The sequence below is a fragment of the Acanthopleuribacter pedis genome (assembly GCF_017377855.1).
GTDB lineage: Bacteria > Acidobacteriota > Holophagae > Acanthopleuribacterales > Acanthopleuribacteraceae > Acanthopleuribacter > Acanthopleuribacter pedis.
In genome coordinates this window covers 43,655-59,248 of record NZ_JAFREP010000028.1, presented here as the reverse complement: position 1 = coordinate 59,248, position 15,594 = coordinate 43,655, and the positions used below count along the sequence as shown (strand labels likewise).

General features: G+C 61.8%; 3 protein-coding genes. All 3 read right to left on the bottom strand.

Annotated elements, in window-relative coordinates; all coding sequences use genetic code 11:
* Nucleotides 1–31: 31 nt before the first annotated feature.
* The 3 genes from J3U88_RS25345 to J3U88_RS25335 all read right to left on the bottom strand — a co-directional run bounded on the left by J3U88_RS25345 (nucleotide 32) and on the right by J3U88_RS25335 (nucleotide 15,423).
* Nucleotides 32–10,981, bottom strand: a complete 10,950-nt coding sequence (locus J3U88_RS25345; protein ID WP_207861801.1) for an Ig-like domain-containing protein — start codon at nucleotides 10,979–10,981, stop codon at nucleotides 32–34.
* A gap of 33 nt (nucleotides 10,982–11,014) precedes the next feature.
* On the bottom strand, nucleotides 11,015–12,391 hold the full coding sequence (locus J3U88_RS25340) for a hypothetical protein (protein ID WP_207861800.1): 1,377 nt from the start codon (nucleotides 12,389–12,391) through the stop codon (nucleotides 11,015–11,017).
* A gap of 551 nt (nucleotides 12,392–12,942) precedes the next feature.
* The gene (locus tag J3U88_RS25335; protein WP_207861799.1) at nucleotides 12,943–15,423 is read right to left on the bottom strand and encodes an ATP-binding protein; all 2,481 of its coding nucleotides are present in this window, start codon (nucleotides 15,421–15,423) and stop codon (nucleotides 12,943–12,945) included.
* Nucleotides 15,424–15,594: the final 171 nt, after the last annotated feature.

The window sequence follows — 15,594 nt, the reverse complement described above, 5'->3', positions numbered from 1 at the left end:
GAAATTATTTCGTTAAGGATTCCTTTTTCTATCAGATCATCAATCGCTTTGTTAATCTGGTTATATTCAGCAAGGGTGGTTTGTTCAAAACTGCTCTTCTTTTTCCCCAGTTTTTGTACAACCGAACTTGGCGTGACATATATGCATATCTAAACATAAAGTTAATCATGTTTAATGTGCCAACGGCATTGTCATATGTAAGACCCCATAGAACCCCGGCAGTTATCTGGGCTCTTTGGGAAACAGATATCAACCCATTCGGATCCCAGAACATCATCGGATTACCGGTGGCAAACGCATACGGTTCGGTGAAGGTGCTGGGGTCGTAGATGTTGGGGGCGCGGAAGTCGGGGTTTAGGAAGTGGCCTAGTTGTGGGTCGTAAAACCGGTGGTGCATGTAGGTTAGGCCGGTGTCGGCGTCGCGCTTGTGGCCGCTTAGGCCGAGGAAGGGTTCTGTGAAGATGCCGAGGGCTGGGCGCTCGTAGCCCTTGCCGAGATCGTAGCTGGTGGCCGTCGCGGCTTGGTTGCCGGCCATGGTTTCGCTTCCGGTAGCGTCCCTGGCTTGAATGCTGTCCCACCAGCTTTCGCCGTGGGGGCTGTATGGCGTGTAAAAAACTTTTCCGTCGCCCACCCGCTTGTACGCGAAGGGGGTGCCCAGGTGGTCGTTGAACAGGTAGTAGCTGTTGGCCGCGTCTCGCAAGTCCACGATGAAGGCCGGTCCCAAGGGGCCGTGCCCGACGGCGTGGGTCCACTCGATTTTTGGGCCCAGGTCCAAACCCACCGCGATCAGCTTCGAGCCGTGGTAGGAAAATACCAACGGGTACGCTTGTGCCGCGCTCGTCGCGCGGATGCGGCGGTGACGGCTGTCGTATTCGTAGGTGAACAGTCGGCCGTCCTTCCTCATCGCGCGCAGGCGGCGTTCGCCGTCCCACACGAAATAAGTGTCCGTGCCGTCCGTTTCTTCGATGCGTTCCAGGTTGCCGTTGGCGGCGGCGTAGGTCATGGTCCGACCGCGCGTTACCTCCGGCGTCTCAGCCTGGCCGAGCACCCGCGCTTGCGCTTCGCTTTGGGCCGCGATACGTGGGCCCGCTTGATCCGTGGTCACCCGTCGGCGCAGTTGGATGTCGCCCCGTTGCGTCCCATCGCCCAAGGCCTGGTCCCGCAAGACCAAGGTCAGGTTTTGCAGCAGTTGCTTGTCGCCGTTGCCGTAGGTTTCATCGAAGCGCAGCGTTTCGTAGCCGGACTCCGGCGCCGGTTCGCCTTCTTGCCCCGGCGGACCCCGCTCGCCGATGTGCCGTTCCACGGCCACGCTTGCCAAAGTGTGGTTGCTGTTGTAGGTCGGGGTCAGAATCTCGCGCAGGTCTGGGCCCGCCCGCGTCACCCGGCTGATTTTGCCGCCGATGTAATCGGCCGCGCTGTCGCATCCGTCGATTTGGGCGCTCCCGTCATAACCCAGCTCAAGCGCAAAACCGCCGTCCGCCGATTGGACCGTCGCCAAGCGGTTGCTCCCCTCCAAGCGCATCGAGAAGCTGGTGCCGTCGCCCCAGGTCATGGCCGTGGGGTACCCGTTTTGCCAGTCGCCAAATGCCACCTGCATGCCCGCCGCGGCGACATCGGTCATGTTACCCGCGTCGTCGTAACCGAAATAGAAGCTGGGCCCCTCGTCCAACCAAATCCCGTTTAAGCGATGGTTCCGGTCGTAGCTATAAGTCTGAACCACCCCGTTGCCGTCCTGGTAACTTTGTAGGCGGCCCAGGTCCCCGGAGCTAGGATCGTAGGTAAACACCTCCCGCGACGACGCCCCAACACCCGAATCCTGAGTTCGGGCCAAAGCGACGACACGGCCGTTGCCGTCGTACTCGGGAACCATGGTTTCGCTACCGATCCCCGGCAATTCCGCCGCGGTCACGTCCGATACCGGCGGGGTCGTGGTGATGCGCGCGACGCGGCCGTCCGCCCATTCGAGCGCACGCGCCTGGTGTTCGGCGCCCTCGAATAACCCGGTCAAACGGCCGTCGGCGTCATAGATGAACCGCTTGGCCGCCAAGCCCGGATACGCCACCGATTCGGTGAGACCGCGTTCGTTGATCATCACCGAAACGTTGTTGGGGAACGCCAATTGATTGCTGTTGCCTTCCTCAAATAGTTGGAAGGTTTCACCGGCGTTGGTCAGCGATTGCGGCGCACCCCAGGCGTTAAAAGACACGGTGGTTGATCCCTGATGCGGTCGTTGATGGCGGATCAGGTCACCCTGGGCGTTGTAATGGAAACTTTCCGGGGCCCGGCCCGCGGGTTTGACGGTGACACATTTGGCTTGGCCGTTGTCGTGGTAGGTCAGCACCACTTCCTGCAACTGCTTGCCCTCGTTTTCCGTGGTGATGGTGTGGGGTCGTGTTTGACCGGTCGCGTAGGCGTAGGTCACCCGCGTGCCGTCGCTGCTTTCAACTCCGATCAGGTTCCAACCGTCGTAGCTGAAGCTGAGCTGCTCGGTGGCGGTGAACAGTTCGGTGATGCGCTGCTCGCTGTCGCGCACGATCTCCAGCGTCGGGGTGAAGTTGCCGGCGGTGTCGTTGACCCCGCGGCCGATCAGCAGGCCATAGTGGTTGTAAAAACTTTGGGCGGTGGTGCCGTCGGGTGCTTGCAGCAGCATCTGGTGGTTGTCTGCTTGCCAGGAGATGTGGTTGGTTTCGCCGGAGAAGGTGGCGAAGGAGGCGGGCAAGCCGGTATCGGTGTCGGTGACGATCCGCGCGGTGGCCTCGCCGCGGGTCAGGGTGGTCACCCCGAGCGTTTCCGTGTCCCGTGCGACCTTCACCGCGTCGCCCAGCCAGGTGCGGTGGGTTCGGTTGGCGCTGCTCACGCCGGCGACCGGATCGGTTTCGATCAAAGGTCCGTCGGCGCGGTTGGCATGTTGGGTTTCGACTTTGTCGATGACCCCGCCTGCGCCTTGGTAGCTGTAGTTCAGAATAAGTTTGCGTGGCGAGGTGCTCTGGTTGAGGCGGCCCCGCGCGTCGTAGCCGTAGGCCGATTCGAGACCGCCAAACGTGGTTTTGGTGGTTTGGGTGGCGGCGTTGCGGGTGAACTCGAGGACGCGCCCGTCGCTGCCGGTCCAGGTCCGAAACGCACCGTCGGTTGCGGTATCGGGATTGCTCGCGGTCAGGCCGCGGTTCCCACTTTCAAAGCCGGTCACCCGGCCCAAGCCGTCGAAACCGGTCCACCGCTGGATGCCGCTGGTGGTATTCAGTGACCGCCGTGCGAGGATGTTGCCGTCCAGTTCGGTGCGCACCTGGTGGTGAATCTGGGTCACGAGGTTGCCCAAATGGGGAACGGGCAGGCTGCCTTTTTTGGATTGGGTATTGAACGCGAACGCAAAGGGTTTCAGCGTTTCGGTGATGTCCACATCCAGCCAAGAGCCGTCGACGGCCCTGGTCAGGGTTTCCCGTTGGTTGAGGTTGTCGGCGACCTGGACGGCGCCCGGGCGGTACGTCCAAGCAACCAAGATCCGTTGGTTTTTGCGCGGGCCGGTGGCTTTGCCAACACCGCCGCCGCTACCCGTGCCGCCGGCCTCGCCTTGCAAACTCAGCGGGTTGCCAAACGCATCAGAGACCAAACGCACGGTGCCGACCCCGTCCATCCGCGTTTTAACCACGCGCCCGAGGGCGTCGACTTTGAGCGGCACGTTGTCGGGTTGGCCCACGACCGGCGTGGCGGTTAAGCCGTCGACAAAGACACCGGCACCGGCGCGGACGGTGTAGGCCAGGGAGCCGGCGGGCGTGGTGACGTTGGTGAGCACATCGGTATCGCCGTGGTAGCGGTAGGTGGTTTTGTCGCTCGCGTCGTCGCCGTCGCTGCTTTCGGTTAAGCGGCCGTGGTCGTCGTAAACGAAGGTACGCGAACCCGGCGCGGGCCCGCCCACCACAACCACGGCACGCAAGAGCCCGCGTTGATCGGTGTTCAGCGTGGTGGTGCTGCCGTCGGCGCTGTCCACCAAGGTGACGATCCGCCGCCCGTCCTCGTAGCGGTACGCGTAATCGCGCCGGCGGGCAACCTCGCCCAAACCCCGGCGTTCCTGTGTCAAGCGGCCCAGTCGGTCGTAGGTCAGGGTGGTCTCCGCGCCCAAGCTTTTGCCGCCGACCGGTTCGCCCCAGATGTTGAAGCGGGTTTCCGAAACCATCCCCTTGTTCGGGGTCAGCTTCAGCGCGAGATGGGTTGCATCCGACCCGGCAATCAGCCCGCCGCGCGGATAATAACCCAAACTATCGGTGGGCCCGGTTGCGATGCCGGTGACATCCTCGGCGCGCGTCGGAACGCCGCTTGAAGAAAAATGCTGCACCACCGTGGGTCGGCCTGGCGAGACGTTATCGGTGATGGTGACCCGGTTATCCGGCCCAATGGCATAGCTTAGGCTCACGGCGGCTTGATCCTGTCCCGGTTCCACGTCAAAGGTGGCCGGAACATGCTGATAACCGGCGGTGGTGTGGTAGGTGGTGCGTTGGCGCAGGCCGTCGCCGGTGGATTCAGCGACAAAACCACGGTTGTTGTAGACAAAACTTTGCGCGCGGAAGCTGTCGGCGACCAAACGCTGCTCGTACACCGTTCGCCCCTCGATCAGCCCGTCAAAAGCCAAGCGCGCCCAGGTCAAGGTCCCCGCGGCGGCGCCCCGTGACCACGTCTTGCTGAGGCGCTGTTGGGTGCTCGCATCGAAGGTGACGACCCAATCCGGGGTGACACCGTCGCAGGAAGGCACGGTCACGCGCGCGGTTTCGCCGCCGGCCAATTCAAAGGTGTACGGGGTGTCGGTGCTGCAGAAAGGATCGCGAAAGGCCGACACGGTCATCCCTTTGGCGTGTGCATATTGCCAAGCACCGACCACAAAGGGACCGTCATTGGTATCTTGTTCGACGGCGATCAGGCGTTTGATGGGGAGGTCGCCGGCCTTGATGCCGGAGTCTTCCCAACGGTAACGCGTGACACGGTTTTGACCGTCCGGCGCGCTCTGCCGGACCAACACCAGGTAGGCGTCGCTGTCGTATTCGTATTCAACCAAACCACCGGCCCGATCTACGACTTCCAGCAGGTTGCCGAAGCGGTGCGGTCGGTAGGTGCGGTCGACGCGCCGTTGCGCGCCGCCGTCGTTGGGCCGGTCGCTCAGCGTCGTGGGTAAATCGGTGACGCCTTGGTCTAAATCACCGCGTTTGAATTGGTTGTACCAAGGAACATCTTTGCGCTCGCGCTCGATGACCCGACCGAACAAGGCGCCGGGTGTGCCGCTCGCGGCTTGGTAACGCATCAAGGGATAAATGATGCGGTCTTTTTTGTCGATGCCGCCGGCGCTTGGATCGGCCTCGTCCTCGGCTTTGTTCAGGCTTCGGAAGATGGGTTCGTAGGCGGGCAAGGGTTGGCTGCTGTACCAGGTGGACGTCATGGTTTCCCGATGGGTGAGCGTCCATTTTTTCTGTTGGTAGGTGAGTTTACTGAGGGCGTCGTCACGCACGGCGACCCGTTCCCCACCTTCCTTCAGATCTCCCTCAATCCGCCACAAGCCTGGCTGCCCCAGGAGGATACGTTGATCGGCTTTGAGGCGGTCCTCGGTGATGTGGGTGGGCAAATCCTTCGCGCGGAACCAAACGGCGGAACCCAAATGCAAGGCGCCGCTGTCGCGCATGCCGACGCCGAAGGTGCCCACGGAACCGAGCAAATCCCCGTGGTGGTAGCGCATGGTGCTGAGGTCGATGCGGCTGTCAACGGAGGAAACGGCGTCGTCCACGGCGAACTCGCTCGGGGTGCGGCTGAGCAGGTCGAGGGCGCCGTGGGTGCGGTAGGGATCGTTGCCCGGTGGGTTGATGTAACGCACCACGAAGGGGAATTGCTTGGCGAGGTTGCTTCGGCCGTTCAAGGTGATCCTGAGGTCGATTTCAAAGGCCAAGATGCCGCGCGTTTTCAGGATCTCCTGTTGTCCCTGTAGCCAGGTGCTGAGCTCGCGGGTGTTGAGGCTGATCAAACGCGGCTGGTTCAGCGGCTTGACCTCAAAGCTTTGTTCCCAATCGGGATCCAAACACTTCATGGTCAGTTCCAGGGCTTCGCCGGGAAAGAGTTGTACCTGGAAGGTGCCGACCTCGGTGGTGAAGGCGCGGGTGACGGCCTCGCTTTGGCCTTGGCTGGGATCGTCCTCGGCGGCGGCGATGTCGGCGGCGTGCAGCACCACGGTGGCCTGGCGCTGCCAGGTGTCGGCCACGGCGTTGCGCTGCTGGGGGTCGCTGTTCCAAACGGTCATGTCGTAGCTCAACCAACCCAATTCACGGCGCAGGGTGGCGCTGACGGGTTGGCGCACCAAATCGGTTTTGCCGTTGGTCCAGTAGAGGTGGCCTTCATGGAAGAACAAGGCGTCGCCCACGGCGTTGTCCAGCTCGGCCCCGAACACGGCGGTCACGAAAGGCGCGTCGGCGGTGACGGCGATGGGTTCTTGAGGATCGTCCTGGAGGGCGGCGTAGACGGCGCGGGGGTCGAGCAACATCACGTTGAGGGGTTCGGGTGTGTTTTGGTTCTCCTGGAAGGTGACGGCGATCAGGCCGCTATCCGGGTCGGCGGCGAGGTTGCCGATGCGCCCGTCAAACACGAGGCTGACCCGCGGCAGGGTGGGTTCTGCGCGGTCCTTTCCGTCCTGGTCCTTGGGAACTTCGAGAAAATGCAACAAGGCCTTGGCATCCCCGCGATCCGCGCTGCCGAAGTTCTCGGCGAACAGGGTCAGGTCAACGACCTTGGCGTTGCCCTGGTCGACCAGGCCGATTTGGGGCAGGACGGCGGTGCGCAGGCGGAACCCGCCGGGACGGCCGGGTTTACCGGCTTCCGCGGGCCGGGTGACGCCGTCGATTACGGGGTAATGGCACCGGAACAACAGCCGTTGGTCGTACCAGGTGTCTCTGGGTGCGATGAAGCGGTTGTCACCGGGCACGAGCCGGCCGACGGCGGGAAAGGTGGCGGCGGCGGCGCTAAAGGCGAGCACCTGGCGTTGGGTGTCGGTGTGAACGAAGGGCGCGAGGTCGAAAACGCCGCGCGGGTAAAAGAATTGGGCGGCGAGGCCGGCCTCGGCAAAAGCACGGGCCCGTTGGTGCGGGCTGAGGTTGGTGTGGACCTGCTGTTCCTTGAGTTGGTCCAGCTTGTCGAAGTAGGCGCGCAGGTCGCGCACCTCAATGCGCCCGATTTGGGTACCGATGGATTCAAAGGCGTTGTGGCCGAACACCAAAAAGGGGCCGTGCCCGATGACGTCGTTGATGATGCCGGGCGAGGGCAGCGCGTGGTGGCCAATGGCTTCGAAGGAGGCCCCGCTCCAACGCAGCAGGAAGATGCGGTTGAGGGCTTGGTTACCGTCCCAGTAGGTCACGGCCAAAACGCTGCCGGCGGGTAACTGTTTGACGGCCTTGCGGGAAGGTCCCTCAACCGCGGCGAGTTCGTCGCCTGCCGGGGTCGCCAGGGCCTGCTGGGTCACCAGCGCGGGTTTTGGGAAAAACGGGCTGGGCGCGATGAGTTCGTGGCGGGCGACCACCTGCCAAGTTTTTTGGTCGTTGCCAGGCTCAATCACCTCGATGGTCAGGCCCTCGCGCTGATCACGCGACCCACCGCGCCGGCTGACCTGTACCAACAGGTTGCGGTACTGGGTGTAGCCACGTTGGCTGCTTTCGTCTTGATCGATGCGCTTGGGTTCGATGGGCTGGGTGGCAAAGACGGCGGTGTAGCGATCCGAAACCCCGTCATCACGGTGAACCACCAAGGCGTTGCGCGCTTGGTCACGCACGCCGCTGACGATCAGGGTGTAGCGGTGGCCGAGCTTGAGGACCTTCTCGGGGCGAACGTACACCTCGTGGACGAGGTCGGTGTCGTCGATGGGATCGCCGGCCAAGTCTTCGAACACCAGGGTGACCGCGGCGCCCCCTTCTTCGCGGAGTTCGATGTTTGCCTCGGAAACGCCGGTGACGGGTTCACTGAAGTTGATTTGGATGGGATCAAAGAGGGGCACGGCGCGATCCCCGTCGGCAGGAAGTGAGCCGGTGACAGTGGGCGGGTTGGCGGGATCGTCGGCAATGGTGCCGGTTTCGCCAATCAACCAAATGCGCCGTTCCAGTTCGCGGGCCTGGCTGACATCGGTTGCAAAGCGGATGGTCAGGTCGATGAAGGGGCGGTCGCGCGGCAGGTTTTCGTAGCGGTACACCACCTCGGTGCCGGACTGGTTGGGCGGCACCGACACACCGTCCTGGTAATCGGCCTCAAAACGAACCTCGGTAAAAGGGTTGTTGGCGGCGCGGAGGGTGACCCGTACGGCGCGGTTCTCGGCGAGTTTGACTTTGCCGAGTTTCTCCAGGCGCCTGGTTTCATTCGTGTTGACGGTCACCTCGGGTTGCGTGCGGCCTTCGATGGTTTTGAGGTCGACAACAGCGTATTCAAAGGCGACGTCTTGGTTGACGGTGCCGACGCTACCCGGATCGGGCCAGTTAAGGTAACCGTAAGCGCGCATGCTCTGCATCCCGGCGATCACGGGCCCCTGGCTTTCGGGGGTCATGCTCGTCAAGGCTTGGGTGACGGGGTCCATCACGAAGTAGCTGGGTCGCCCGGTGAAGGCGCCCGAAAGAATCCGTGTTTCCCCAGCACGTCCGGTACTGCCGACGTAACGCAGCGCGGTGGCATCGCCGCTGCCGACGACCTCGTAGACGGGTGCGCCACTGATGGTGGCATAGGTTACGCCACCACGCTGTCGCAGGGTTTGGGGCTCGGCCCACAAGAGTTCGTCTTCATCGATCCCGGCGGCGTCGGGCGGGGTGACGATGTCGCGCAGGCTGGTCAGCACGGCGGCGTAGGTTTCGGGTTCGGCCAAACGCAGCGCGAGGGCGAAGGCGGTATGGGTGGTGAGGGTCCCCATCTGGAACGAGGCATAAAGCAAGGCGCCCCGTTTGCCGGAGGTCGCGGCCGTTTTGCCGGAAGCGGCGGTGCTGACAGGCACGGCATCCTGGAAGACGGCGACGGTGTGCTCGGCAAGCACATCGGGTTGACGGGGATCGGCGGGTGCCTGCACGCCTTCGGTAATCCCTTGCAAGGCGAGGAACTGTTGCGGGTTGCTTTCAAGCAAAGCGGCGTGGGCGCTCAGGTCGGCGAGCAAACGGCCTTTGATTTGAGGAACGGGTCCGCCGTCGCTGCTTTCCAAAATGAAACCGGTGACGGCGGTGCCGAGATTGGCCTGGCTCGCGGGCAATTGACCTTGCAGACGCGTGTCCTCGGCGGGGTCAAGGTCACGCCACCGCAGCTCGCGGCCGACCCCGGTCACCACTTGGTCGACGGCAAGGGTTAAGCCGTCACCAACAGGAACCTGGAACGGCAAGCTGCCGAGCAAGACGCGGTCGTCGCCAAGCCGCACGTTGTCCAACACGCGGGTGCCGGTTTGCCCGCCGGGCGTGGTGACGGAAACGCTGATGCGGTGGCCGGGATTGCCGGCAATGATCCGTGCGAGGGGGCCGGCGGCGAGGGTTTCGCTGCTGCTCCAGGCGGTGTCGAGGTTGAGCACGGTGAGTTTGCTTCGGCTGGGGAAACGGTCGGCGGGTGCGTGCAGCACGAGGTTGTCATTTTCTTGGGCGAGGTACCAGGCGTCGAGGTCCAGTTGGGTTTCCTCGGCGCGGGCGTGGGTGGTGAACTGGAATTGGACGGGGTTGCCGAGCAGATCGCCGGACTCGGCCTGTAACGCGGGGTCAAGGTCGACGGTGTAGGTGGTTGCTTGGTTCAAGGCTTGGCGCGCGCGCAGACGCACGCTGCTGGTGCTGAAGCGGCGGGTGAAGTCGAGCGGGATCGCGCCCTCCGGCCCGGTGAGGCGGATGTGTTGGGCAAGATCGGCGGACTCCCAGCGCAGGGGTTGGCTGAAATCGAGGTCGATGAAACGCCAGGGCGGGACCGCGACCGCGCCCGCTTCGGGCGTGTGGGCCACGAGCAGAAGGTTGGTGCGGCCGAGGTTAAAAGCGACGCCGGTTTGGGTGGTGGGATCCACGCTGGGAAAAGCGCGGGTGGCGTGGAAACCGGTGATGCTTTGGTGGGCGGTCACGGTTTGGGCTTGGTCCCAAACGGGCAGGAAAAAGTGGTAGCCACCGTCGCTGCCGCTCCATGCGCGCCATGGATGGGAAGGCGTGGCAAGCAGAACCTCGGGATGGGCTTGGTTGTCGTACAGGGTTTGCCCACTGAAACGACCGATGGCGAAATCCAGTGAAACCAAGGCGTAAAAGCCGTTTTGATCCAGTTCGCAGCTGCCGTCGTTGTTGTGCCAGACGCCGCCGTCGTTTTGCAGGGCGCCGACGAACAGCCAGCGATCCGCGCTGTCGCGACGCAGCAGGATCATCGTGGTTCGGGCGGGATGCTCGAAACGCAGGCGGGGCGCCGGGGCGCCGGCGCCGAGGTGCCACTGGAAGCCAAAAGCCAGGTCGGCGCCGTTCATGAGGGGCAGGTCGGTGGGGGCGTCGGCGAAGGCGTTGACGGGTTGGGCGATGTCGCCGGGGAGCTGCAGGGTCAGGTTTTCGAGGGTGATTTGGTTTTGGAAGCGGAAGTTGCCGGTGGGCGGCGGGTAGGCGACGCCGGTGAACAACACGACGGCGCTTCGGGTTTGCCCGGATTGAATATCGCGGCGGGTGTGGACGGGTAAGGTGCCGCGCATGGGCGCGGCGGGGTCGAAGGGATCGCGGTAGAGCAACAGGTCGAGGCTGTGTTCGGGCAGGGTGACGGTGCCGCCGACGTGCTGATGGCGTTCGCGTGCATGAACGCGGGCCCAGGCACCGGAGGGCGCGGTGGGCGCGGCGGTCACGGTGACCTCGGTTTGGGGTGTTTTGAGGAGGGAGACGGCGGGGGGATCGATGGACAAAGTGCTGAGTTGGGCGTGGCTGAGGTAGTAGGCGTCGGACCGTTGGAGAAGGTCGCCGGTGTTGGGCGCGCGGGTGCCGGGCTGGGCGGCGGCGAGCAAGAAAGCGCCGGCCTCGGTGTCGAGCGCGACGCTTTAGCTGCCGCTCAAAACGGCGGCGAGGCGCCAGCCGACGGCCTCGGCACGGAACAGGTAAAGGGTGGCGCCGGCGGGAACGGCATAGGGTAGGCGGCGGAAGGCGGCCTCGATGCGGCCAGGTCCGGTGACCTCGGCGAGTTCAAAGCCGGCGAGCGGGGTCCAGCCGAGCGCGAGTGGGGCGGGGAGCGCCTGTTGGGAGAAGGGCGAGACGCGCGGCGTACCGGCAAAACCACTGAGGCGCAGGTCCAACATGTCGGTTTCAAAGGGCACGGACAGCGATTGGGGCGGACCGCGCGGGGTGAGGCGCCAATCGCTGAAGCGGCGACCCCCGCCCGCGGGGGTGTCCATGCGGCGGCGGGCGGTGACGTAACGGGGGTCGGTAATCTCCAGCAGAACGGGCGAACCGGTCAGGTTGAATGGGTAGTCGCCGTCGGGACCGCTGACGAGGTCTTGGCTTTGCAAGGGGCTGCTGACGCGCAGGGCGACGCCGGCGAGGGGACGGCTGTCGCGATCATCCAAAAGGGTGCCGTACCCAAAAGCGGGAAAAGCGACCTGCACAAGGTGCTCGGCACGGGCGTGGTTGCCCCAAAGGTCCTCGGCCTGAACGGCGATCCGCCAGGACGCCGTATCGCCGTCGGCAACCTGTTGATGCTGGAACGGCGCCCCGTTTTCAGCACCGTGCAAGGGGGTTTGGTTGAGGTGGACCTGGTAATGCTTGATGTGTTCGGGTTCGGGAAAGGTAACCTGGAAGTTGAAGCTGTCGCCGTGGGCGAGGTGGTTGGCCGCGGTAATGGTGGGTTGCGGGGGTTGTTGGTTAAAGGAGAGGGTCAGGGTTTCCTCGGCGACGTTGCCGGCACGGTCGGAAACCACATAGGTAAAGGTATTGTCGCCCGGCTCCAGGCTGATCCCGGTTTCTTCGAAGCGCCCGTCGACGAGGGGAACGGGGTTGCCGGCGCGGGTCAAGGTGAGTTGGGCATCGAGGTTGTCGGCGACGCGACCGGCGAGCACGACGGGGGTGCGGTTGACAAAAAGCGGGCGGGCGGGTTGGGTCAGGGTCAAGCGGGGCGGTTCGGTATCGCGGACGACGGCGACGGTACGCTGAAAGGGCGGTGGATTTGGTTGGCGCGCGGTGAGAAAGAAGTTGTTGACGCCGTCGCGGAGTGGGAGGTTTTGCGAAAAAGAGCCGTCGGGATGCACGGTCACGGTAACGGCGCCGAGGGTGAGGGTGCTGTCGGCGGGTGTGACGGACCCGGCGATGGTGACATCGGAATCGCGCGTGTAAGCGGGAGAAGGCTCAAGCACCACGGTGGGCGCCGCCTGCGCGAATAACAAAACAAGGCACAGCGAAACCCAGGCAAAGCAAAACCGAACCATAACAACACACCCACATATAAAGGAATGCATCGTCTAGAGCATCGGCGGTTTTCCAACGAAGCCCGGTAACCAAAAATGCATGATTGATCAAATCAACGGCATGCTGGTTCCTGCCAACCTACACGGACGATTACAACTACCCGCGTAATTTTAAAGATAATCCGGTGATCGAGATGGTCACTTTTACAAAATCAGCTTGCGCCGTGTAGGTACCCAAAACGATTCATGCGCGGATGGTAATGGGTGTAAAAACTTTGGGCGCTGGTGTCGTCGGGTCCCTTTAGCAGGACCTGGTGATGATGCATTTGGCCTCCAGACGGATACGTGTCGCCGGCATCGTGGATGAGCCGACGCAAGCGTGGCTGGTTCAGATCGCCCGCAATGAAACTGATGAAGACCCGGGTTTCTGAAAGAGGGATCGTACCTCATTCACGACCGGGCTGAGGTTTTTGGCGAAACGCTGAAACAATCCTTGGCGACTTGGGGGGTGACCACGGTAAAACCACCGGCCCGTTCACCCAAGAACGCGGGAACGAAACCTGGAACCCTTTTTACCCCTCGTCGTCGGGTGGGGGGGGCTCTACTCTTTTGGGGAGACGGACTTTGAAGGTGCTGCCTTCGCCGAGTTTGCTGGTGACCGAGATTTCGCCGCCCATCATTTCGGTGATTTTTTTGGTGATCACCAAACCGAGGCCCGTGCCGCCGTAGTGTTTGGAAGTAGAGGCGTCGCCCTGGGAAAAAGGTTGGAACAGGCGGTCCATCTGTTGGCCGGTCATGCCGATGCCGGTATCGCGCACCGCCAAGGTGATCCAATCGACATTGTCGCATTGTGCGATCAGCGTGATGGCACCGCGACGGGTGAACTTGCAGGCGTTGCCGAGCAGGTTGAGCAGGATTTGGCGGGTTTTGGTGAGGTCGCCGATGACCATGCACAGGTTGGGGCCCAGTTCTACATCGAGTTTGTTGCCGTTTTTGCTGACCAACGGCCGCACCGTGGTGCGCACTTCCTCGATAAGCGAGGCCAGTTTGTATTGCTCGACGTAGAGCTCCATTTTGCCGCGTTCGATTTTGGTGAGGTCGAGCAGGTTGTTGATCAAACCCAACAACTGCTTGGCCGAGGATTGGATTTTGACCACGTCGGGTATGAACCCACTCAAATCATCGCTTTCCAAGTCCTCGTGCAAGATCTCACTGTAGCCGATGATGGCGTTGAGCGGCGTGCGCAACTCGTGGCTCATGATCGCCAAGAAATCGGTTTTGTTGCGAACGGCACGCTGGGCCGCTTCTTCCGACTTGGTTACTTCCTCGTGACGTTCTTCCAAATCGGCCAGTTCATTTTGCTTGACGCGATACTGTTCCATCGCCTGCTTGAGGGCCAGGAAGGTATCGACGCGAGCGAGTAACTCACGGCGATCAAAGGGTTTGCTGAGGTAATCGTTCACGCCGCATTCAAAACCCTTCACCATGTCGACCGATTGGTTTTTGGCGGTGAGCATCAGGATCGGCAGTTCGACCAAATTGTATTGGTCGCGGATGCGGGTGGCCACCTCGTAACCGGACATGCCCGGCATCATGACGTCGAGGATCACCAAATCGAAATGTTCGCCGTCCTCAATGCGCCGCAAGGCGTCGATCCCGTTCATGGCTTGCACCACTTCGTAGTTGCGTAGGGTGAGGTGGTTGGCCAAAACCTGTTGGTTGACCGGTTCATCGTCCACGCAGAGAATGCGCGATTCCCGCTCGGTGAAGGCTTGTAGGGCCATGTTGGCGAAATCGAGGGATTCGTCGGCAATGGAAACCGGTTTAATGCGTACCACGCGTTCCGGGTTACTGACGGGTTCGCCGCTCGTGCTGAGTGGGAGTGTGAAGGTGAAGGTGGAACCTTGGCCGACCTCGGCCTGTACCTTGATGGTGCCGCCGTGGAGTTCAACCAGGTTTTTGGTGATCGAGAGGCCCAGGCCGGTCCCGCCCGCGGAGCGCGTTGAGGAAACCTCGACCTGTTCGAACATTTTAAAGATGTCCTCGAATTTCTCCTCGGGGATACCGATGCCGGTATCGCGCACGCTGATTTTCATGTGTTCGTTCTCGACGGCGGCTTCGACCGTAATGGTGCCGCTCTCCGTGAACTTAATCGCGTTGCCCACCAGATTGTAGAGGATCTGATCCAGGCGGTTAGGATCCGCGCTAACCATGGGGAGGGCGGGATCGATGCCGTTTACCAAGTCAATTTTTTTGCCGGCCAACAGCGGTTTGGAAATTTTGAGCACATCCTCGACGGCAAAATGCAGGCCGACCGCCGAGCGCTGGAGTTGGACGCCGCCGGATTTGGTTTTGGAGAAATCGAGAATGTCGTCGACCAAGGCGGCGAGGCGGCGACCGCTGCCAATCACCATATTGAGGTTGTGCTTGAGGGTGGCGTTAAGTTCACCCGCGGCGCCGTCGAAGAGCGATTCGACGATCCCGATAATCCCGTTGAGCGGTGTGCGTAATTCGTGGGAGGTATTGGCCAGGAATTCGTCTTTTAATTTGTCTTGTTTGCGTAATTGTTCAATCAGGCGGCGTTGCGCTTCTTGGGCCTTGAGTTCTTGATCCAGCGCTTTCTCTTGGGCCAGCCGTTTCTCTTCCTGAACTCGCTCCATCGATTTGAGTTCTTCCACCCGTTCCAGCGTTTTTTTAATGGTGATTTTGAGATCGTCGAAATCGATGGGTTTGGTCAGGAAGTCGTAGGCGCCGCGGTTCATGGCGGCGCGAATGTTTTCCATATCGCCGTAGGCCGAAACCACGATTGCCTGCACCATGCGGTTCCATTCCTTCAGGTTTTGCAAGAAGGAGAGGCCGTCCATTTCCGGCATGTTGATGTCGGTCAGCACCACGTCAATGTCGGGATGTTCATTGAGTTTGCCAAGCGCATCTTTCCCGTTATGGGCAAAAACGAACGCAATCTCGTTTTTTCTGATTTCGCGGCGAAATTTTTGCGAGATAAGAATCTCGAGATCGGTTTCGTCATCGACAACCAGAATCTTCGCTGACATAGATACTCCTAGGGTGAATACCGACTATTTTATCTGGATTCCGGTCAATCTCCAACCTAAGAGGCGCGATAAGAGTGAGGGATTTTCACTAAAGATCTGGAGTGAAATGGTTTGGGAAAAGCGGAGCCGCACCCGCCGGCACGGAGTATTTTTACAGGCCGTTGTAGCCCA

Excerpts from the sequence above, each read along its gene's own strand:
- J3U88_RS25340 (WP_207861800.1), bottom strand. The coding sequence starts at position 12,391 with ATGGTTCGGTTTTGCTTTGCCTGGGTTTCGCTGTGCCTTGTTTTGTTA.
- J3U88_RS25335 (WP_207861799.1), bottom strand. The coding sequence starts at position 15,423 with ATGTCAGCGAAGATTCTGGTTGTCGATGACGAAACCGATCTCGAGATT.